Source organism: Anaerohalosphaera lusitana (assembly GCF_002007645.1).
In the GTDB taxonomy this organism is placed as follows: domain Bacteria; phylum Planctomycetota; class Phycisphaerae; order Sedimentisphaerales; family Anaerohalosphaeraceae; genus Anaerohalosphaera; species Anaerohalosphaera lusitana.
Genome location: NZ_CP019791.1, coordinates 1,334,790 through 1,356,248, shown reverse-complemented (window position 1 = coordinate 1,356,248; position 21,459 = coordinate 1,334,790). Strand labels below are relative to the sequence as shown.

20 protein-coding genes are annotated in these 21,459 nt (G+C 52.1%); 9 read left to right on the top strand and 11 right to left on the bottom strand.

What is annotated here, in order from left to right; translation table 11 throughout:
• Positions 1-113: 113 nt before the first annotated feature.
• Genes STSP2_RS05780 through STSP2_RS05770 form a run of 3 tightly spaced genes read left to right on the top strand, consistent with a single transcriptional unit; the run spans position 114 to position 2,314 of the window.
• Positions 114-719, top strand: a complete 606-nt coding sequence (locus tag STSP2_RS05780; RefSeq protein ID WP_146660734.1) for a CDP-alcohol phosphatidyltransferase family protein — start codon at positions 114-116, stop codon at positions 717-719.
• Entirely contained in the window at positions 716-1,660 is a 945-nt protein-coding gene (locus STSP2_RS05775; protein ID WP_146660733.1) for a phosphatidate cytidylyltransferase, read from the top strand. The genes STSP2_RS05780 and STSP2_RS05775 overlap by 4 nt, the downstream gene beginning before the upstream one ends.
• Positions 1,661-1,672: 12 nt before the next feature.
• Positions 1,673-2,314: a lysophospholipid acyltransferase family protein gene (locus STSP2_RS05770; protein ID WP_146660731.1), complete on the top strand. Its 642-nt coding sequence runs from the start codon at positions 1,673-1,675 to the stop codon at positions 2,312-2,314.
• A 68-nt stretch (positions 2,315-2,382) separates the two neighbouring features.
• Here STSP2_RS05770 and STSP2_RS05765 read toward each other — a convergent pair whose 3' ends face one another.
• Positions 2,383-3,969: a hypothetical protein gene (locus STSP2_RS05765; RefSeq protein ID WP_146660729.1), complete on the bottom strand. Its 1,587-nt coding sequence runs from the start codon at positions 3,967-3,969 to the stop codon at positions 2,383-2,385.
• A 277-nt stretch (positions 3,970-4,246) separates the two neighbouring features.
• Between STSP2_RS05765 and STSP2_RS05760 the strand changes: the two genes are divergently transcribed.
• Both STSP2_RS05760 and STSP2_RS05755 read left to right on the top strand, forming a co-directional pair.
• Entirely contained in the window at positions 4,247-4,465 is a 219-nt protein-coding gene (locus STSP2_RS05760; RefSeq protein ID WP_146660727.1) for a lipopolysaccharide assembly protein LapA domain-containing protein, read from the top strand.
• A gap of 222 nt (positions 4,466-4,687) precedes the next feature.
• Entirely contained in the window at positions 4,688-5,449 is a 762-nt protein-coding gene (locus STSP2_RS05755) for a DUF438 domain-containing protein (RefSeq protein WP_169853019.1), read from the top strand.
• A 203-nt stretch (positions 5,450-5,652) separates the two neighbouring features.
• Here STSP2_RS05755 and STSP2_RS05750 read toward each other — a convergent pair whose 3' ends face one another.
• The 4 genes from STSP2_RS05750 to STSP2_RS05735 form a co-directional block, all read right to left on the bottom strand.
• On the bottom strand, positions 5,653-6,249 hold the full coding sequence (locus STSP2_RS05750) for a PEP-CTERM sorting domain-containing protein (RefSeq protein ID WP_146660723.1): 597 nt from the start codon (positions 6,247-6,249) through the stop codon (positions 5,653-5,655).
• Positions 6,250-6,385: 136 nt separating this feature from the next.
• Positions 6,386-6,697, bottom strand: coding sequence for a response regulator transcription factor (locus tag STSP2_RS05745; RefSeq protein WP_146660721.1), 312 nt, complete (start codon positions 6,695-6,697; stop codon positions 6,386-6,388).
• 383 nt (positions 6,698-7,080) lie between these two features.
• Positions 7,081-7,542, bottom strand: coding sequence for a response regulator (locus STSP2_RS05740; RefSeq protein ID WP_146660719.1), 462 nt, complete (start codon positions 7,540-7,542; stop codon positions 7,081-7,083).
• A gap of 341 nt (positions 7,543-7,883) precedes the next feature.
• Positions 7,884-9,206: a B12-binding domain-containing radical SAM protein gene (locus STSP2_RS05735; RefSeq protein ID WP_146660717.1), complete on the bottom strand. Its 1,323-nt coding sequence runs from the start codon at positions 9,204-9,206 to the stop codon at positions 7,884-7,886.
• Positions 9,207-9,705: 499 nt separating this feature from the next.
• Here STSP2_RS05735 and STSP2_RS05730 point away from each other — a divergent pair, with 499 nt between their 5' ends.
• Together STSP2_RS05730 and STSP2_RS05725 are read left to right on the top strand one after the other, a co-directional pair.
• On the top strand, positions 9,706-10,968 hold the full coding sequence (locus tag STSP2_RS05730) for an AAA family ATPase (protein ID WP_146660715.1): 1,263 nt from the start codon (positions 9,706-9,708) through the stop codon (positions 10,966-10,968).
• Entirely contained in the window at positions 10,968-11,858 is an 891-nt protein-coding gene (locus STSP2_RS05725) for a DUF4435 domain-containing protein (RefSeq protein WP_146660713.1), read from the top strand. The genes STSP2_RS05730 and STSP2_RS05725 overlap by 1 nt, the downstream gene beginning before the upstream one ends.
• 205 nt (positions 11,859-12,063) lie before the next feature.
• Here STSP2_RS05725 and STSP2_RS05720 read toward each other — a convergent pair whose 3' ends face one another.
• Positions 12,064-12,351, bottom strand: a complete 288-nt coding sequence (locus tag STSP2_RS05720; protein ID WP_146660711.1) for a hypothetical protein — start codon at positions 12,349-12,351, stop codon at positions 12,064-12,066.
• Between the two features lie 98 nt (positions 12,352-12,449).
• On the opposite strand from STSP2_RS05720, the gene STSP2_RS05715 reads away from it, so the two are divergent.
• A complete protein-coding gene (locus STSP2_RS05715) occupies positions 12,450-13,169 on the top strand; it encodes a hypothetical protein (RefSeq protein ID WP_146660709.1) in 720 nt (239 codons plus the stop codon).
• Between the two features lie 427 nt (positions 13,170-13,596).
• Positions 13,597-13,794 (top strand): hypothetical protein, encoded by a 198-nt coding sequence (locus tag STSP2_RS05710; protein WP_146660707.1) that lies wholly within the window; start codon positions 13,597-13,599, stop codon positions 13,792-13,794.
• Positions 13,795-13,972: 178 nt separating this feature from the next.
• Here STSP2_RS05710 and STSP2_RS05705 read toward each other — a convergent pair whose 3' ends face one another.
• The 5 genes from STSP2_RS05705 to STSP2_RS05685 all read right to left on the bottom strand — a co-directional run bounded on the left by STSP2_RS05705 (position 13,973) and on the right by STSP2_RS05685 (position 21,303).
• Positions 13,973-15,667, bottom strand: coding sequence for a M60 family metallopeptidase (locus tag STSP2_RS05705; RefSeq protein ID WP_169853017.1), 1,695 nt, complete (start codon positions 15,665-15,667; stop codon positions 13,973-13,975).
• Between the two features lie 66 nt (positions 15,668-15,733).
• On the bottom strand, positions 15,734-16,525 hold the full coding sequence (locus STSP2_RS05700) for a type II secretion system protein (protein ID WP_146660702.1): 792 nt from the start codon (positions 16,523-16,525) through the stop codon (positions 15,734-15,736).
• A 205-nt stretch (positions 16,526-16,730) separates the two neighbouring features.
• The gene (locus tag STSP2_RS05695; RefSeq protein WP_146660700.1) at positions 16,731-17,915 is read right to left on the bottom strand and encodes a permease; all 1,185 of its coding nucleotides are present in this window, start codon (positions 17,913-17,915) and stop codon (positions 16,731-16,733) included.
• A 26-nt stretch (positions 17,916-17,941) separates the two neighbouring features.
• Positions 17,942-18,676 carry a hypothetical protein gene (locus STSP2_RS05690; RefSeq protein ID WP_146660698.1) on the bottom strand — a complete coding sequence of 245 codons (735 nt, stop codon included), beginning with the start codon at positions 18,674-18,676 and terminating at the stop codon, positions 17,942-17,944.
• Positions 18,677-18,750: 74 nt separating this feature from the next.
• Positions 18,751-21,303 (bottom strand): alkaline phosphatase D family protein, encoded by a 2,553-nt coding sequence (locus tag STSP2_RS05685; protein WP_146660696.1) that lies wholly within the window; start codon positions 21,301-21,303, stop codon positions 18,751-18,753.
• Positions 21,304-21,459: the final 156 nt, after the last annotated feature.

Here is a 21,459-nt window from a genome sequence, read left to right as displayed (position 1 = left end):
TATACCAAAAGACTTCTTGTTAAGCCGCATACCCATAAAATCTGGTCGACATCCTTTTTAAAAACTGTATAATGCACCCGGATAAAGCGTAACCAGTTTTCGGGAGCCCAAAATTGCCCAGCATTTATGACATCAAACCAGCATTCCAGAATCTTCTCCGGCCCATAACCAACTCACTCGCCCGGATCGGCATAACGCCCAACCAGGTGACCACAGCCGCAGCCGTCCTCTCCATCGCCGTGGGGCTCGCTATCTACCGCTGGCACGAAAATCGACTCGTCCTGCTCGCTCTGCCCATATTCCTCTTTATCCGCATGGCCCTCAATGCCATCGACGGCATGCTCGCCCGCGAACACGACATGAAAAGCGATCTCGGCGCCTTTCTCAACGAACTCGGCGACGTCATATCAGACACCGCCCTCTACCTGCCTTTCGCAGCAATTCCCCACTTCAATCCCATCCTTGTGATAGTGCTCGTCCTCCTGGCGGCACTAACCGAAATGACCGGCGTCGTCGCCGTCCAGATCAAAGCTTCACGCCGTTACGAGGGCCCCATGGGCAAAAGTGACCGCGCATTCGTCTTCGGCATTATCGGTCTTGTGCTTGCCGTGGGCGTACCAACCGGCGCATGGTGCAGCATCATACTATGGATCATCCTCGCTGCCCTGATTCTCACGATCTGTAACCGAATCCGCAAAGCCCTGCAGGAGGTCAAATGACTGAATTCATAAACACCAACATGCACCTTCTAATCGCGTTCGCCGGCATATTCCTTGTCCTCCTCATCGCCGGCACAACCGCCGCCATCCTGAAACATCGGAACCCGCAAAAGGACTACTCCAATCTACAGCAGCGGATCAAAACATGGTGGTACATCGCATTTTTCTTCGCAGCCGCACTTCTGCTTGGCAAAGGCTTTTTCGTCATCTTCATGGCATTCGTAAGCTTCCTCGCTATGAAAGAATACTTCTCGCTCATCCCCACCCGGCGAGTAGACAGAAGGGTACTCCTCTGGGCATACATCGCCGTACCCGTACAGTACTGTTGGATTCACATCGGCTGGTACGGCATGTTCATAATCTTCATCCCCGTATACATGTTCCTTCTCACCGGCCTCCGCCTCGTACTCGTCGGCCGCACAGACGGTTTTCTACGCTCCGCGGGAACCATCCACTGGGGCATGATGGCCACCGTCTTCAGCCTCAGCCACATTGCGGGCCTCTTTCTCGTAACAACACCGGATCATCCGCAGGTATCTGGTCAAACTCTCGTCTTCTATCTGCTGTTCCTGACCCAGATCAACGACGTCGCACAGTACATCTGGGGCAAAAGCTTCGGAAAAAGAAAAGTCGTCCCGCAAATAAGTCCGGGCAAAACATGGGCAGGCCTTATAGGAGGCGTCGCAACTACAACGGTTCTCGCGGTCCTGCTCGCTCCATATCTGACCCCGATGAATCTCATTCATTCGATATTTGCCGGCATCATCATCGGCCTCGCCGGCTTCTTCGGCGACATTACCATCTCCGCCCTCAAGCGCGACCTGAAGATCAAGGACTCCGGCTCGTTCCTTCCGGGCCACGGCGGAATCCTCGACCGCATCGACAGCCTCACATTCACCGCCCCGCTGTTCCTGCACTTCGTCCGCTATTTCTGCACATGATAGTATGAAATAATGAAAACAGTTCTGCGCTACATCTGGTTCCAGGTCCTCATCAAGCCGCTCGTGCTCGTCGTGCTGGGACTCAACATCCGCGACCGCTCCCGGCTGCACAAGCACAAACAGATGATCCTTGTGGCAAACCACAACAGCCACCTGGACACGATGGTCCTGATGAGCCTTTTCCCCTTTAAGCGGATACAGGAAACACGCCCGGTCGCTGCAACAGACTACTTCTACAAGAGCCGCCTCCGCCGCTGGTTTGCCGACAATATAATACAGATCGTACCGGTTCAAAGAGAAATCAGATCGGTCCGGCTTGACCCGCTCGCAAGCTGTTCCCAGGCTTTAAAAAAAGGCCAAAGCCTGATCCTTTACCCCGAAGGCACCCGTGGCGAACCTGAAAAACTGGAAAACTTCAAGACAGGCATTGCTCACCTTTCAAAAAGATTTCCCGAAATCCCGGTCGTTCCCATTTTCTGCCACGGGCTCGGAAAGGCACTGCCCAAAGGCGATTTTCTGCTCGTACCCTTCTACTGCGATATTTTCATCGGCCCGCCCATCTATTGGCAAGGCAACCGAAACACCTTTATGAAGAGCCTTAACCAGACGATGCAGGGTCTGGCCGAACAGGGCAATTTCAAACCTTGGGACTAAAAAAATAACATACGCTAGCGGCGACTAAGCCGCGAGTGACCACGCAACGCTGGCCGCATCCCCTCCCCCTAAAACCCCAGCACATCCAGCACGCCCTTGCCAAGATCACCGCCCGTATCCAGCACGCCCTTAAAGAACCCCAGCGTCGCCTCACCCACGTCCTCCAGCGGCTGCTTGCTTATCAGCTCCATCGGCGGGTCCGTCCACTTTCCCTCGACCCGCAGCCGCGTCAGCTTACCCTTAGCCTCCACGAACAACTCAGCGATCGGCAGCTTCCCAAAAAAGTCCTCAACCTCGCCAAGCACGGTCCCCACCACATAAAAGTCCATATGCTTCGTCTGCATATTGATCGTCCCGCCCTCCTGCATATTCACCGCTGCAAGAGAACTGCCCACCTGACCCTTCTGAAACGTCAACACAGGCCCCTCTGCCGTAAACTGCGTCGCAACATCCGCGCTGGCCAGCGGGTCGAACGACCCAAGCCCCAGCGTCTTGAATATAGCAGAAATGATAGGCATCGACCCGAGATCCGCATCCTCCAGCATCAGCGCCCCGTCCCCGCTCAGCGTCTCCATCGCACCGCCCTGCATCGAATACTCACACCTGAAATTACCGCTCCCCTGGCTGAACTCGCGCACATTCGGCACATTCGCACCCAGTTGCTTCAGGTCCAGATTCGTCAGCTTGACAACCCCGCCATGCTCAGCAAAATGCTCCCCACCCGGCCGAACGTACCCGTTATAATCCAGGGATCCGCAGCAGAAATTCGCCTTGCCGTCGCGGATCTCGAACCTGTCGTTGTTACCCTCTATAATAAAACTGCCGCCGTCTATCAAAACATCCTCACGCCCCACAAGCCGCAGATCCTTAATCTCACCCCTGCCCTCGATCAGCCCCTTCTCCAGCTCCGCGATCTTACCCCGCAGATCAAAACCCCACTTTGCACCGCCCTCAACAGTCTCCACCCAGTCCACCTCGAAAAGCCCCAACAGCAGCTCCGCCTCAACTGGCGTCAACGCACGCTCACCCTCCCATCGCAGATCAACATCCGGACTATCCCCCCCCAAACCTGCTGTTCCCTTAACCAGTGCATAATCCCCCATTTCCGTCCGCTTCTGCTCAAAATTTATCTCATACCGATCCGCTGTCCGCTCCGCCATCAAACTCAGATCATCATAAAACGCCTCATCCCCCTTCTCCGTATGCAGCCGAAGCTCCCCATCCTTGATACGCACATGATCGATCCGGGCAGGCTTTGCCTTCTCTTTCTTCTCCTCGCCCCCAGGTTTCAGCGGCGCATTAACCTGCCTGCCGTCTACATAAACATCACCGACCAGCTCATCAACCTCCACGCCCCGGATCCCCGTCTTCCCGCGCAGCAACCCTTCCAGTTCCACAGTTATACCCCTCAAGGCCACCCACTCCCTGCCCTGTTCATCCGAAAGCACTATATTCTCGACCAGGATGGGCTCGGTATAATTGAACGTAACTCCCTCCACCCTCACGGGACCGCCCCACATCTTGCCGATCTCGCCCGCCGCCTTGCTCCGGACGATCTCGGGCCCCGCGACATACTTCACCAGAATGATCACCAGAACGACTATTACCGCTGTTATCACGACTGTCCCCGCTGTCCAGAAAAGTTTACGTTTCAAATCTCTGCCCCGCCTTACTTGCCCAATACCTCATTATCCGGTTGCACATCCACTATCAGAATATACCATCACCCCTGCTTCCGCAACGAAATCTCAGTTCAATTCTAATCATCCACCAGCCTCCCGCAATCAGGCCTAACCCAACTATATCCACCAGCACTTCCACTACCGCCCGTGATACCCAAAATTAAAACTGGCAATCCCTCACCGATATGTTAAAATTGATGTAGAAACAACAAATTCAGGTTTCACAGCAAAACGACCGGAGGCTAAAGCAATGAAAAAATACAATTACAAGACCATCATCGCAGCGATCCTCATATTGCTCACAGTCATCATCATTTTCCAGAACATCGAGTCAGTGAATACGAAATTCCTTTTTGTGAGCATAAAGATGCCTCGGGCTCTCCTGCTGCTGATCACCTTCGCACTGGGAACACTTACGGGTCTGCTCTTGGCCAACAAGATCGCCCGAAAACCCAAGGATCGCACCTGAAGCCTGCCCCCGTCTAGGTACCGCCAATTCAGTACCGCAAACAAAAGCAGAGCAAACCATGATTATCCGCCCATAACCCCGCTTGCTGCGCAAAAAACGTGCCCACTCGGATTTTCTGCCCTACCTTCTGAAGAATAGAAGGTTTTTCCATCACCTGTCGACTGCTGGTATCCGTATAGATAATGGATACAACAGGCAACCCTCGATATGGAGGGCAGGAAAATGGCCAGAACATACAAAAACAGCGACGTACTAACGAGCCTGCTAAGACGCATCAGCCGAGGCGAGGACCCAAAAACCATCAAATCCGAGGCCTCGAAGCTCGTTACCGAGGTCCAGGCGCGCGACATAGCCGAAGCGGAACAGAACCTGATCAACGACGGTTTCTCCGTCCGCCTCGCCCAGCAGCTTGCCTCGGTCTTCCTGCTGATCGGAATGCTCGATGAAAAATCCCTGAGCCTGAGAAAAGAGCTTCCCGCCGATCACATACTGCGCATGGTCATCGCCGAACACGACATCATGCGATGCTTCATAGCCGACCTGGAAGACGTTACAGAAGAAATCCAGCACCTTGCACTGCTTACCGATACGCAGACGGAGTTCCGCAAATTCACCCACATTATAGAACACCTCGACAGCATCGAAGAGCACATCCAGCGGGAAGAAGACGTCATATTCCCTTCCCTCCAGAAGCACGGCTGGACATCTCTCTGTCAGGCGGCCCGCAACGACCATGTATACATAAGAATAGGCCTCAGCGACCTGATAAAACTCATCGCAAACTTCAACCAGATCCCGTTCTCACAGTTCCGCGCCCAGCTCAACTCCGCCACATCATTCATATGCCCCCTGCTCCGCGATCATTTCTTCCAGGAAGAAACGATCCTCTTCCCAATAGCAGTGGAACTGATAAAGGACGAAACCGTGTGGAAAAGAATTAAGCAGGCATGTGATGAATTCGGCTACTGCGGCATCCACATTTAAAAGCTCCATTCTGCCCTACAGCCGAACGCTCAACTGGAATCACGCAAATAAAAGCTGCAGAAAGGCCTATCTTAACTTTGAATTGGCTTTCAGTTCAATCAGCGCGTAAAAAAAGGGTTGCACCAAAGGCACAACCCCGAATTTTATCGTTCAACTGCTTTCTCAAACAGTCAAACCATAAGGAGATTCGTTTTTAATATCGCTTACGCGCTCTTTTTCCTGCGAAGCAGTGCAAGACCGCCAAGACCGAGCATCGCGATAGTTGCTGGCTCGGGAACAGGCATCAGACTGAGATTCGTCCTTGCGGAAAAATCAGTAGTATAATCAGAGATCGTAGTAGGCGAGACATTAAAGCTCAACTGAACGATCTCACCAAGAGCATCTGGAAATTCAGAAGCGAGCGAGCCGCCAGTAACCTGAAAATCACCGGTACCTGCCAGCAGGCCCATACCGTCAAAAACTTCACCGATCGCGATCTGATTGATCGTACCTTCGAGCAGTGTGCTTCCAGAAGAGTCAACGAAAGACAGCGAACCGCCAGTGAAAAGACCGCTAGCCATTCCGCCTACAGAGTTATCCGCAGAAAGTGTAGTGGAAAGCTGAATGTCGGCGCCGGTCACTGTAGTTTGAATGCTTGTCGATTCCTCGATAGTTACTGCCGCAGTATCGTTTATAGCCAGTACACCGGTACCAGCATCGTAATCCGTCAATAGATCGACGCCGCTTAGCGAAACCAGACCCGCCGGGCTTACCGCAACTATGCACAGCAAGCTGATAAGAGCAAAACCAAACCTTTTCATACAGATACCCCTTCCATAATCATCATCTCTATCTTCCAAAACCTGTCAAGCCATACAAAACTTAACAGCATCCTCCATTGCTTCAGCGATTATACAGAAATAGGTAGGAAAAAACAATACATTAATACAGATGTCATCATTTTTGACCACATCTCGTGCGGTTACGGGGACAATCCATGCGGTTGCACTGCTCTCGGAACTTGCCGAAAACCAGGCAGTTAAGCTCAACCCGGTCCTGAAGATCGAATTTTTGGAAAAGGCGTGATATATGAGTTCGAACCGTAGCCAGCGAAATCCCCAGTTTACCCCCGATCTGGCGGTCGGAATACCCATGAACAAGCAGATACATCAACTCCCCCTGCCGCCGCGAAAGCCCCAGATCCCCAACCAGCATCTCCCACTCATCGCAGGAAAACAATTGCCCCTGAATATCATCTTCGTTCCACATAAGCTCAAAACACTCCTGAATGACAAAGACTCCAACCGCCCTAAAGCATAATCACTAATATAATCGTCCAATTCCAGCATCCGAATAACTTTTTCTCCTCAATATACCAGAAAAAAGGCCGCAACTCAGCAGAGCCGCGACCTGAAAAACACCAAGCTAAACCAAAACTACGCCATTTTTATCCTGCGAAGCAGTGCAAGACCGCCAAAGTCAAGCAGAAACACCGTATTAGCACGGATATTAGTAGTATCGGCCATTGATATGCAGAAACGCATTATGACTTAGGTATATGCAGATACCGGACTTATGACTTAAGTGTATTTATACATCACGCAACCTCTAAAGCGTGCAGACTTTCGGATTTATTGGACAACTTCATGCGGTCACACGGTGACACTGTCCCTTTTGATCAGTTTTACGCCGTCGGGTACGGAGGAGGGATAGAGGCCTACTTTTTTCATCGCATCGAGGTAAGTGCTGTATTTGACTGGCTTTACGATGTAGGCTTTGGCGCCGAGTTCGTAGTACCGCTCGATCATTCCGCCGCTGCCCGTGCACGTAAGAATAATTACCGGTATCTGGCTGAGTTCCGGATCGGCGTTCATCTGCTGGAGAACCTGTTCGCCGTCTATTTTCGGCATGCGAATATCGAGGATCAGAACGTAGTCTTTTTCGTCCTCGTCCTGCCGGCCGGCGACATGGTTCGTGAGATAATCCAGTGTCGCCTGGCCGTCGGGCAGCCATACTATTTCATTACGTATCCCCTGACGCTGCAGGTAATTACGTGTAAGGATGAAATGCCCCTCATTGTCCTCTGCTAGTAGAATTGTGACATCTCTGGCCATACTGATGTGCTCCTGGCTAGTGGTTTTGGTTTCGTATTTCGCAGATCACTGCAGCCCCCATAATTGGCTGGTAAATGCGTTCCATTTTTCTTACTCTCAGGGGTTTGCGGCTGTTCTCAGGCACCTGTGAGTATTGCAGAAAAGTTTTTCTAAGATCATATTGTGCAGTGAGTTATGATTTTAGTTATATTTTCGCACTGCCTATCGATGGTGCCAAAAGAACATCAACAAAGTACCCCCAAATTGATGCGTCGAGCCTTATGAATGTCAGTCTACTGCAGGGTTATAAAACTGACAAGGTTGGTTGCTAAGATTTTTGCTAATATGTTTTGGGCGGGCGGTCAGGCGGAGCGGGGCGCGGGGAGAGAGCGGTTTAGGGATTTGCATAAGTTCTTGTAGTAGCTGACTTTATCGTGGCCTAGAAGTGTGATTGGGAAGGCGGTTTTGTTGTGATTTAACGGCTCTGAGAGGTCAATATACTCACTGCAGAGTTGGCCGTCGGGGGTATTTGGGATGGGTGAGAAGTCACTTAGCATGACTTTTATGCCGAGGGAATTTGCGAATCGGATGGAGGATTCGAGGTGCTGGAGGTCGGTGTTGGGGTGGCCTATAAGTTCATACGCTGTAATGGTTTGCGCGTCTGCGCCTGCGTTCTTGAGATGGGTTACGGCGGCGGCTAGGTCGGCGGATACTACTTTTGAGCCGGTGTTTTGCTGGAAGGTCGGGGAGGCGGATTCGAAGCCCAGGTAGAATGTTCTAAATCCTGCTCTGACCATGAGTTGCGCAATTTCGGGGGTGATGTATCTTGCGTGCATTGCGTTGGGTGTGTGGAAGTTTATTTTGCCCTGGGGAATATTACCGATGACGTATTCGAGGAAGGGTTTGAGTATCTTTTCGGGCTTGTAGAGCAGCGCATCGTCGTAGAAGGCGATGTCGGTAACTCCTTTGCTGAGAAGAAGTTGCAGGTCCTGTATGCAGTGGTCGATGGGGCGGTGGGCGAAGGGTAAATTCATCTGGCCGATGGCGCAGTAGGTGCATTTGTAGGGGCAGCCGGTGGTGAGGGTCATGGCGGCGGTGCGTAGGTTGGGGTAGGCCTGCCAGTATGGTGGGTGGTAGTCGGCGGGTGTCGCTAAGAGCTTGTCGTACAGGGGTTTATGGTTGTCAGCCTCGATTATGAGATCCGCGCCGAGGGATCGGGCGTGATCGGGGAGCAGAGTCGCGTAAAAGCCGCCGAGTACTATAGTTGCGCGCGGCTGGAGGGTGCGGACATCCTCTATTACCTCTTTTAGGCCGGGGTACCAGTAGGTCATTGTGGTCTGGATGAGTACAAAATCGTACTGCGGGCGGGATCTGAGGTAATCCTGGAAAACTCTGCGGGGTATTCCGAAGCGCCTGAAATAGCGCGGAATGTGCGCGAATTCGGGCGGCCTGGGGATGTGCTGGGCATGGAACGGGCCCTTGCGGAAGCGATTTTTGGGGGGTCTTTTGGGCGGGGGCATGTCGGGCGAGAGGCGGTCGAGGTAGTCGAATAAGTCTATGTGGGCAAAGGGTTTGCAGTGCCCTGCCGTGGTGAGCATGCCCAGGGGTTTGAGCCAGAAATCGTAGGCCGCGAAGTCATATATGGGAGGATTTACGAGCAGTATGGTCTGTTTCATTTTTTCCATTATAACGCATTCAGCGGGGGATTGCCAATGCGAGGTGAGGGCAAATCGGGGGCTTTTTGGGTGGGTGATTTTAACCAGTGTGTTTGTGTTTTGAAAAAGGGTGGAAAGTTGGGCAAAAGCAGGGAAAAGTGGGGTAAAAGTAAGCAAAGATGGGGTAAAAGTGGGCGGAAGTTAAGTGGATGGTTTTTTTCTTTTTTTGGACGAAATAGTTTACTTAACAAAGACGCACGGGGGGTCTTAGTGCGACAATAAAACATCTAGAAGTCAGCAATCGGGTAAGTTGAATTTTTGAACCGCTTTTCAAAGGTCACTCCATATAGCAAAGAATTAGTTCGGACGGTCAAAAGAATTTGCATAAGGATTAAGGATAAGGTATATAAATGTAATAGATAGTTTTGGATTTTGATGCAATCAGGCAATTGAGCAACTCCAAGGCACATGTACTGCATCACACAAATACATTAAGTATCACAATCTCATCTTCATTTAGGAATTATAGATGCATAAGGTAACTTCCATTAAGATCGACAATTTATGGGGCGAAGTATGTTTCAAGTTTGACTTCTTCCAAGACGTCACTTTTTTAATAGGCGTGAATGGGTCTGGGAAAACAACCATCATTAACCTGATCGCAGCAGCTTTATCCGCAGACTTCCAGACATTAGATAGGATACATTTCGACTCCATCACAATTGAACTTAGTGAGACAGACGATGGCTTTAAGCCTTTTGTGTACGTCATCAAAGATCGCGAGCGAAAATCACCATGTCCAGCAATCAATTACAAAATTGTTAAAGGGAAAGATAATGAGCAACTCTTTTCACTAGATGACTTTGTAGAAGATAGGTTGCGCCGAAGGATGTCTTCTAGGCATTACTATTATCAGCGACGTCTGACTAGAGGTATTCTGAGCGAACTTAAGTCACTAGTAAATTTAAATTGGCTTTCTATCCATAGAGGAGCACTGGATGCTGACGAAGAAACTTATGAATCTTCTGTTGATCAAAAACTAGATGAAGTATGCTCTCAGTTGAGCAAATATTTTTCAGTTTTATCTTCGGAAATAGCTGAAGAAATTGAAGATTTCCAAAAAGATATAATTGTATCACTTTTAGTATCTGGTAATGATTTTGATGAAGTTGTTTCTTTAGTTGAAACTTTCAACATGAGCGAAGAAGCAAAAAAATTAGTTGAAATATTTACAAAGTTAAATATCGCCAAGGAAGAAGCTTCGAAGGAGAATATATACAAACGATGCCGTAAGGTTAAAACAACACTTCAACAAATGATAGATGGCAAGCTAGACTGGAAAGATATGGCTGTTCTTCTTAATGCTTATCGTAGCCACAAGGTTGTTGAAGACTGGAATAAATTGCTTGAAGAACAGGCAAAAATACTTACACCGAGAAAAACTTTCGTCACCGTTTTGAATGATCTGTTCACAACTAAGGATATTCGCATAAACGAAAGGAACGAGGTTGAAGGAGTTACAAAATCTGGAAAAGTTCTTGCAGCTAACAATTTCTCATCAGGAGAAAAGCAATTACTTATAATGCTAGGGGAGGCATTATTGCAAGAATCGAAAGCATGGGTTTATATTGCTGATGAGCCGGAATTATCGCTTCATGTGAGTTGGCAGGAAAAGCTTGTGTCCAATCTTTTAACATTGAATCCGCGTGCACAAATTTTGTGTGCAACTCATTCGCCAGATATCGTAAGCGTTTATTCAGACAGAGTTTATAAAGTAGGAGAAGATGTTTAGTGGTTTATCGACGCACAAAATCGGGTGAGGAAAACACTTATCTTTTTTATGGAACTGAAATTACTGTTTATGTAGAAGGTGGGCCTGAAACAAAATACCAAGATGCCTCAGAAAGTGAGTTTTACTCCTATGGTGATGATATACGGTTTTGGGAGGGTTTGTTTGACCATTTTGCACCGGGAGTCAAATGCCATTGCAAAGCAATTGGATCAAAAGTCGCAGTTAGAGAAATTGCTGAAGACATAGCTGCGGGAGACCGTAAACGCGTAATTGCAGCTATGGATCGAGATTTTGACGACTTAACTTCGCAATTAATAAACAGTCATAATGTATTGTATACCTATGGTTACAGTTGGGAAAATGATTGCTGCAATCCAAGCTCGCTAGTTGAAGCATATCGTTCATATGCAAGCGCAGCAAATCGCTTAGCGGATGCGACTAAAAAGGACATTCTTAAAGTACTGCAAGCTTGTCAAAAACTTTTGGCACGGGCAGTGCGAGCTGATGCGGTTTTGAGACTAAATAGTCATTCTTTTTTTGACCGCGACCGGCCATGCCGTTACATTGGAAAAGGGGCGGGTGATTACCCAACGATAAGAGTTTCAGAGATTAGAAAGAGATTTAAAGAGGTCAGAAGAGAACACCTCAGGCCAGTTCGGAGCTCTCAAAAGCTAGAGTTGATCACATTTAGGGATTGCTTTGGGCATCTTATAGGACATTTCTACTGCCGGCTCTTGAGCGTTTTATTAAAAAAAGTAAACAAGCCGAGCATACCAAATGATTTTGCTTTTGCCATGATAGTCGAAAAGTTTTTAGTCAACATCGCAAACGATGAACACAAAGATATTTATAACCACTATAAAAAACAATTTCGTAAAATTGCTATTTAGAAAAGCATTTAATTATTTTGTACAACCATCATATCCTTATCGGCTGACAATATGATTTCTACTCAACACTTTTGCAATTTGAGTTAAGGATTGAGAACCGAGATAGACGAGTCTAATGGATCATCTTGATTCTTGAGTCGCAGCGGAGTGATTCAATCAATAATGATTTTGGAGTTGATGTTACGGGGAGAGAGTTTGGTTGCAACTAAAAAGATATAGCTTGAATGATTAGGCGGGTAGTGGTATCGTTGTGACAGTTTGGGTGCGGGATTGTTTGCGGGCGTTGTGCGGTGTCGTTGGGTGGTGCGTGGAGGCGTTGGGTTGCGTGGGCATGGCCCACCCTACGGGCGGTGGGTGTTTTGAGTGTGATGCGGATGATCGTTTTGGGGTGCGCGGTGGCGTAGAGGAAAGGATTTGGAGGTCGCTTCGCGACGGCTTTTTCTATGCTGGGTCCGCCTGCGGCGGATGACAAAAGAAGGTGAGACTTTTTCATACTGAGTCCGCCTGAGGCGGATGACAGACTGGGCGTGGTGCGGTATGCGGAAGTGTTACTTGGTTTTTGGAAGATTTTTTTGTGACAGGAGTTTTGGGATGGACAGGAAAGCTGGGATCGGGTTATTGGGGGTGCTGCTGGGATTATCGGTGGGGTTGAATATGATGCTGATTGGTATTTTTAATGAGCTGGCGGAGGGCGAGAATAAGGCAGCATCGGCTGTGTTTATCGGGGAGACGATGGACAGTGTGCTGAACTGGGGTGAGAACCGGATCGAGATATATTCGCAGGAGCATGAGGAGATCGAGGTGCATGAGACGGGTGAGTGGGAGTTTGTGATCGTGCCTTTGAAGGGAAGGCATCGGGGTGAGAAGGGGCTTGGCAGGCTTGAGGTGATTAATCATGGTGAGGCGTTTAGGGCGATATGCTTTACGCTGGTGCATTGTGATGCTGCGGCTGGGCGGAAAGGGCTGGAGCTGCTGCGGGAGATCGATCCGGAGTTTGATGTGAGTCTGCTCTGGTATGAAGGCGGGGACAGAAAACACAGACGAGTCAGTATTGACGAGATATGTGAGCTTGGCAGAAATGAGCCTGCGGGCGGGTATTCGACAAGGGATGCTGTGGGTGACGGTGCGAGTCAGTTCGAGTGGGAGGCAGGGAGGTATGGATATTTTCTAAGCGATGAGAAGAAGTATGTCGTGATGGAAGCTGAGGTGCCGGTAAAGGGGGCGGTAGTTCCCATCGAGGAGGCGCCGAGGGAAGTCCGGGAGCAGGTGCGGCGTCGTGATGGTGCGGGGGTGACAGACGAGAAGCGGTAGGTATGCTTGTTATGGGTGAGCTAGCTTTTTTGTGGGGTTTGAGGTTGCCGCGTCGCTACGCTCCTCGCAATGACAGATTTTGGTGTGGGTGCGAGTTTTTGTGATGAGGGACAGTTTGGGTGCGGTGTCGTTTGCGGGCGTTGTGCGGTGTCGTTGGGTGGTGCGTGTAGGCGTTGGGTTGCGTGGGCATGGCCCACCCTACGGGCGGTGGGTGTTATGGGTGAGATGCGGTTGATCGTTTGGGGGTGCGGGTGGTGTGGAGGGGTTAATATGGAGGTCGCTGCTGGACGGTTTTTCTATGCTGGGTCCGCCTGCGGCGGATGACAAAAGAAGGTGAGACTTTTCATACTGAGTCCGCCTGAGGCGGATGACAGATTGGGCGGTGCGGTATGCTTGTTATGGGTGGGCTAGCTTTTTGTGTAGTTTGATGTTGCCACGTCGCTACGCTCCTCGCAATGACACGAGTGTGGTGGTGGGCGCGATTGGGCGGTGCGGCTGGCGTTGGGTTCTCTGGGTGCGGGTGAGGCGGATGATATTGAGCGTGGTGCGGGTGTGGTTTAGGGCGTGGACGTGGTGGGGTGATTGGGTGTTTGATGGTGTTGAGTGCATGCATGCGTGCTCGTAGTGTTCTCTGGGCTGTGGCTCGGGAGCTTGTCTTTCGATTCGAAGCTCCCCAAATACGCTCCGTATATAATGAAACCCCTCACGCTAAAAACGTTACTGCATATTCCGCCAAAAAAAAATCCCCCCAAACCGCACACAGCAGATGGGGGGACCGAACATCAAATCAAAAATGGATAGCTCTACTTCGCCTCGCCGGCCTTCGCAGCCTGCGCCTTCCCCGGCCAGTCCTTCGGCATCCACTCCTCCAGGTCCGCCACCTTCGCCTTCGCATCCGCACTCACAGGCACACCCCACGCATCAAAGAACGGCCCAAGGTTCCGCCCGATCCGCTGCGAAAGCCGCACCATCCACTGGTCCCGCTTCGCAGCATCATCCTTCGGCAGCTCATCCTTCCCAGCCGCCCGATACTCCGCGAACACATCCGTAAACGCCTCCCAGCCGAACTCCTCCTGCACCTGCGAATACATATACAGCGCCAGGAACGGATCTTTCTTCCACGTCTCGAACTTCGATCCATCCGCCAGGTACTTCGCCAGCTTTTTCTTGCGTCCTTCCGGATCGACCCCGCCGTGCTTGTTCGACTCTTCACCGCATACCTGCTCGATCTGATACAGCGAAAACAGATTCACCGTCACCTCGATCGTCCCGCCGAACGTCCACTCGCCGTACTGATGATTGTGCCCGATCTCATGAAAGAATCCCCACGCGGACTCGCCCGTCTTGCCGAGAATATAATCCCTGTCGACCAGCTCTTCGGCCAGGCTCAACGGCCCCATGATCGGATACCCCGCATGCAGATACCCCGCACTGATCTGCGTGTCCATCACGATCCGCTCGGGCCTGGCACGCTCGCGCCCGACTCCCAGCAGATCCGCACACGCATCCATTACATCGTCCCACGTCCGCATCAGCGCCGTCGGATTATCCACCTGCTTAGCGATCTTCGTCGGCACCGTCACGATCAGCTTCTCGCTCGCCAGCTCCGCCCACGGACCAGCCTTCTCGCATTCCGCCTGCCAGTCCTCATCGCTCATCTGCCCCAGCACGAACAGCGGCGCCTCGACCGCACCCTCGATCGTCACATAAGCCGAACCCGCCTCAGCGCCCGCAGGCACCTCGATATAAACCAGCCCGCCGAACGCATTCGCAGCCTTGGTCTCTGTGCCTTTGATCTCGAATGCTCGCGTAATGGACGGCGCCCGCCTGAGCGTATTCTTGCCCCACAGCCGATCGCTGTGACACCCGATCCGCACGCGCCATCCCTCAGTCATCGCGCCATCGCCGACCTTTACCGTCACGAGTTCGCCCGGGGCGGCATATAGACCCGTACTTACCCAGTCATACCGGTTCCTCGCCCATCCGATCGTCGGCCGCCACCCCTCACCGCCGGCTTCAACCCGCACCGTCTTGCTCACTCGCTTCGCATCCGCGGGCACGCTGCCCGGAAAGCCGTCCGCCGCCGGGTGCTTCTCAACCTTATCCGCTTCCACTCTGCTCAGTCCCCAAAGCTCCGACTGAAACAGCGAAAAATCCAGCCCGTCCCTGTTCTTCCGCAAAGGCTCACCGGGCGTCGGATACTTCTCCACATCCAGCACCTCCCCCAGCTCCCGCATCTTCCGACCAAGCTCGCGCCTGCCCAGCACTCCGTCCGCTTCCTTTACTGCCTCACCAGCCGCCTTTCGTGCTTCCTCAGCAAGTTCCGCAGCCTCTTTCGCCTTCGCGATTGCCTCGTCCAGCTTCTTCGTAACCTTCTCTTTGGCAGCCGCCTTCGCAGCAACTTCATCCTTCGCCGCCTCCTCAGCCCCCAGCGAATTCGCTCCCGCAAAAACTGTACAGACCCAAACAACGACCAATACCATTACCCTTCGACCCATTTTTTCGCCCATCATAACTCCAATCAAAAATTAGAAAACATATTCAATCATCAACTCACTGCTCACCTAGAACGGCACAGTCAGTTCCTGCGTCTGCTTATAATTAACCGTCTCAACGTGCCCGTCAAGAAAAACTGCATTCGATATTCCGCTGTTCCGATCGTTCCCCTTCGTCTTATGAAACGTCGCGAACGCACATGCATTTTTCCAGTCTCCATTTTCTAGCGTCATCGCAACGATATTGTTATTGTTCAGCGACGAATCCGACCACTTCTCTATCGTCCACGTATTCTCCTCACCGAAAAACACCTTCCGCCCCGGCCGCTTAACCTGCCCGCTCCTCTTAACATACGTCTTCTTTCCATTCCCCGCATCGAACGGCCACGATCCGAAATACCCGTTCATGCAGTACCCGTACTGCGGATCGATCGGCGTCGCACCGCTGTGCCCCCAGTGATCCGCTCCATGATCACGCGCAACGCCCCGCAGCGTCGGACAAACATGCAGGTCCTTGCTCGCCAGGTAAGGCCACAAAACCCCCGCTACGTCCGGCTCCTTATGAAAATTCAGATCCGCATCGTGCCAGGCGCACGGCGACTGTACCTTGCTGTACTTATAAAGCCAGTTATACGAATGCGGAAACTTATCGCTGTTCTCCATTAGGTACATCTTCCCCGCCAACCCGTATTGCTTCAGCCCAGACTGACAGACCGTAAACCGCGCACTCTCCTTGACCTTGCTCATCGCAGGCAACATTATCCCCATCAAAAGTGCAATAATCGCGATCACAACCAGCAATTCGATCAATGTAAACCCGCTGCGCCCCCGAACTCTACGCAATACCTCTACACCCTTCATAGCCAAACCCTTCAACGCAAATTAACCCCCGCACACTCTTCAAAACCGACCATTCGGCACCCCCGCATTATCCCCGAAAACACCCAAAAAGTCAACAAATCCCCACATCGAAACGCCGATACATCACAAAAAAACGCGAGCGGCGCCCAAGCTGCGAGTCCCCACGCAACGCCAGACGAATCACATACGAACCCGCACATCAACGTCAGCGCCCCGGCCACAGCTTCCGCAGCCACTCATGCTTCCGTCTCACATGACACCGTCCGCCGCACGATGTATTCTCCCCGTACTCCCGCCACACACAGTTCCCGCACGGATCCGTCACAAATTCACCCACACGTTTTATCGCCCCCAGCACCAGTATCACCGCCAGCAGCACCCCGAAGGGCCAATGCCATAACGGCACCGACTCCAGCCGCATCTTCCCCAGCGTCTCGGTCCCGAATATCAGGGGAACACAGCACTGCGAAACGACCAGCTCACCGTTGTCCAGCAAGCGGGCCGCATACTGGTAATCAGGGAATATCAGCTTGTCCGTCACCAGCCCCGCGAACAGCGAAAACACGATCAGCCCAGCCGAATAATACCCCGCCGTCCATTTCCCCATGTGCCTTCGGATCGCGTTCAGCTCCCCGAGATTCGTCGCCGGACCCGCCAGCATATAAGCTATCGCCGCACCCGGCGTCGCACCCATCAGCAGAAGACCCTGCACGATCGGCACCGAAGGAACACTGCACGCATAAACCGGAATCCCGATGATGATCACATAGATCAACGTCGAAAGTTGCTGCTTGCCAAGCCACGTCGATATCCACTCCGACGGCAGGATCGAAATTATCGCCGACGCCACCGCAAGCCCGATCAGAATGTCGATCGATGCCTCGCCCCCAAAATCCCGAAACGACCACCGAAGTATCCGCATAATCGCTCCACCCGATTCGTTCCTGCGTATCGGCTCATACGACTTCACGCGCCCAGCCGACTCCCTGTCTCCGCCCTTGAAAATAGCGTTCCCACCAAGCCCCACGAAAAAACTCGTCAGCAGCGAAAACCCCAACAGCATCCCCGCCATCTTAAAACCCAGCAGCTTCATCGACAGTATCACCACCAGCGGCGAAAGTACCGGGCTCGAAGTGATAAACGCAAGTATGCTCCCTACAGCCGCTCCGCACCGATACAGCCCGATCCCCAGGGGTATCGTACCGCACGAACACAACGGCAGAAGCGAACCGATCCCCACCGACTTCAGCAGGGGCCTCAACCCCTTCGCACCCAGATGCTTGCTCAGCACATCTCGCGGAACCAGCTCACGAATAATGCCCGCCACCAAAAATCCGAGCACGATATAAGGTGCCGCTTCCAGGAGAGTTTTTATCAGGACCGTTAACATTTTTTTAAATCAACCCCTTGACGCCGCTAAAGACATATATCCTCGTCGCCGATCAGATCCTCATTGGTGGGCTTTACTTCCGCATCTTCAATAAAGAACAAACCCTCGTTAAGATGCTTCTCAGCAATCCGGAAACGTCCCCGCACATTCATCGTCTGTGCATTCGGTATCTCCCCCTCGATCTGCCAGGGCTCATCTGAACAGTCAACGATAACCGTCCATTCATATCTCGTGACCGGCGTCAGCTTGCAGCACCTCACAACGCCGAAGGGCGGCACGACAAGAAAATTGTTAACCGTACACCCGTTTTCATTTTTCTCCATGCCCTTACGCGTCAGCACACAGATCGCCGGCAGACTCACCACCTCGCCGTCCATCGCACGTATCTCCTCCGGCACGGAAACCGACTCGATCGTATTACCCTCCCATTTGATCTTGACATCCCCGAACGGCTTCCAGAAATCCCTGCCCGACTTCGCAATAACCCCCGGCTCTGAGCCCTGCTCAACTGCTTGTGCGTTACCGGAACTTTCTGCCGATCCCCCAGCGGCCTCTTTTTCCACAACTTCTCCCGCCTCAATCTCGGATGATGGCTCCGCCGCTCCGGCACTTGCTTCCCGCCCGTTGCCGTCACTATTGCTCAACGAAACACCGCCCACAACACCGCTCGAATACAGCTCCCAGACGTTCCACGCAACAACCGCCGCAACGATCGCCCCGATCAATAGATACAAACGTGTTTTTGTCGGATCCTTACTCAATTCTCTTCCTTTACCCGCGTCCAAAAAAACAGCGGCCCTTCAACCATTGGGCAAAAGGGCCGCCTGTTTGAAAATTACTTATTCTCGAACCTGACCTCGATAACCTCGTCGGTCTTTTCAGCCGTCGCTTTCAGGTCCGTTAAGATCTCCACCTGCTCACTGCCCGGCTGACCGATCTTCAGATAATAATTACCTGGCTTCGGCGCCCACGGTCTAAACGTATTGCTAGGCAAACGAAGCGTGTAAACAACCTCTCCATACGTCCCGTCGATAAGCTGCAGTACAGGCTTATCAAAGCCGCTCACCTTCACGGTCCCCAGCCACGCAACATCCTTGGGACTGTAATTGTCAAGCATATCCACCGTCTTCGACCAGCCCTTGAACTCGCCGTCCTCATCGCCGATCTTGGCCGATCTCGGCCAGCAGCTTGAGGTGATCGTCCTCTCTGTCTTATTGAACACGACCGTACCATAGCCCGGCACGAAATCGTTCAGTGCTCCCGGCTCCACGCCCGATCCCACCGGGTTCGGATTCGCAACCGCCCACACCGAAACAGGATTGCCGAAATTATCGTGATACTTCCCCGCATAAGCAGGAAGACCCTCGATCTTCTCTTCAGGATCCACGCTAGGATACCACGCCCGCGGATAATAATTGCCAACTGCAGGCACACAGAAGCTCCAGACCGCGTCGTCGAATTCTTCTATGCCCTGGTGAACCAGCGAACCGAGATGCTGATCGCCCGCGATCATGAACGCAAAACCCTTGCGTATCTTACGCAGCGCCTTGTTCCTGCCGTAGGGCGGCCATCCGCCGCTGTCAAAATCTTCCGAAGGCGGAGAATACTGGAACAGACGCTTACCCCAACCCCAGCCCGTATGCAGACAAACATATGGAGTCTGCGTCAGCACGCACTTCATATCCACACCCGGCGCCCAGTCGCCTGACCAGTCCTCCAAAAATTTCAACTGCCTCTCGCCCAGCAGATGTATCTTTGTCGGATCCTTCGAAAGAGCCTCCTCACTCTTGGGCCCTGTCTTGAACTTCCTGTCCTCCAGGATCGCAAAACTCACCCCGCCGTAATTCATGTTCGTATAATAAACACCGATACCCTGATCGACCGGAGTCGGATCATAAGGATCGGGCAAATGACAGGTCTGGGTCCGCTCGACCATCTTCACGAAATCCGCGGGCCAAACATAACCGCCCAGCCCCTGTCTCTTCGCATGCCTTCCGCCCTGACCCCACAGATTGCCCTGATACACATCATGGTCGTCCGGTATGCATACCGAAGGCATATCCCATGTCAGATCCCTGAACGCCCAGCAGAAGATGTACCACTTGTACAGATAATCCAAACACAGGTGCTGTGCATCTATTCGAGTCGGACTTGCAAATTCATACACTTGGTCACCGCTGAAAAAGCTCAGGTCCGGCCCCTCGCTCCTCGCGTGATCTGTAACCGAACTATGCGGAAACCATACCATGTTCCAGTCATAGAACCCGCTCTCCAGCCCGCGTTTATTGTTATGAACGCACGAAAAGCCTGCTACCGTGATCTCTTCCTTATCCATCGGCTCGCGGCGGATAATTATATCGTAGTAATTTTCGCCCTCATCTTTCCCGCCGGCATAAACAACCCTGCACTTATGATCCTCATCCGTGTCCCAGTCCTCCATCCTGAACAGTGCGACATAAGACGGAGCTTCCCACTCGCTCGAAGCGATCTTCTTCCACTCACCGTTGATTTTCTCTTCCAGCACTACGTTCCTGCTATCCTCATCGCCCAGCGGCATCATCTGTGCACTGAGCTTGACCGTGCCGTCGCTCAAAGTATACTGCGTAAAGATCACCGGCCCGCATGTCCTGTTGCGATGAACGTCGAACTTATCACCGCTCATCGATAGATCGTTAAACCAGAAACCTGCCGTATTCTTCCCGCTTCCCGGATGCGACAGCATCGCCGCATTGCCCGCAAGATCAGCAGCCTTCACTGACATGCTCACACTTGCAGCCGCCTCATCGCTGCCAGCCTCGAACCCGCTAAGCTCCACAATATATCCGTCCGCCTCGACAATGCCCGCCAGCTTGAGAACGATCCCGTCCTCGCCGAATTCGACTGTCCCATCGCTCTCTGCGATCACCGGAAACTTCTTCTCCGTCATATCACGAAACTGCAGCTTTCCCCCAGGTGTGACGCACGCTATCAGCCCGCCGTCCTTACCCGGGCTGTGATGCACCAAAGCCGCCGACCTGTACTCCATGTCGCCGGCCGCCCCGACCAGAAAACCAGCCACCGCATCCTTCGCGCACTCGTCCGCAGGCTTAAGCGTTCCGACCTTCGCCGAAACACTGAACCCTTCAACTGCATCGTTCAGCCTCGCTGCCAGCACATGACACGTCCGCAGCGGCTTCTGCTGCCTCACCTCGACACACTCCAGCCTCCCGGAATCCACCCGCCAGTCCTGCAGCCGATTCGCCCAGAACCACTTGCCAACCCAGGTCCGCGAATCCGCATCGTCCCAAGAATAAGTAAATTCACCTGCCCCCGCCAGACCTACATAAGAAACGATGATTAAAACCGCCGCAATGCCCAATCCCTTGAGCTTACCAAATGCAATGTCCATTCTAGATTCACTCCTGAATAAATAGAATTGTTGTTTAGAAGCAGTGTGAAATGGCTTCTGACTACCCTTGTATAATGTATTAAAGCGACGTTTGGATACGAACGAGTTAATGTTCGGGTCGGTTGGTTGCCTGCAGGCAACCAACCGATCACGGGC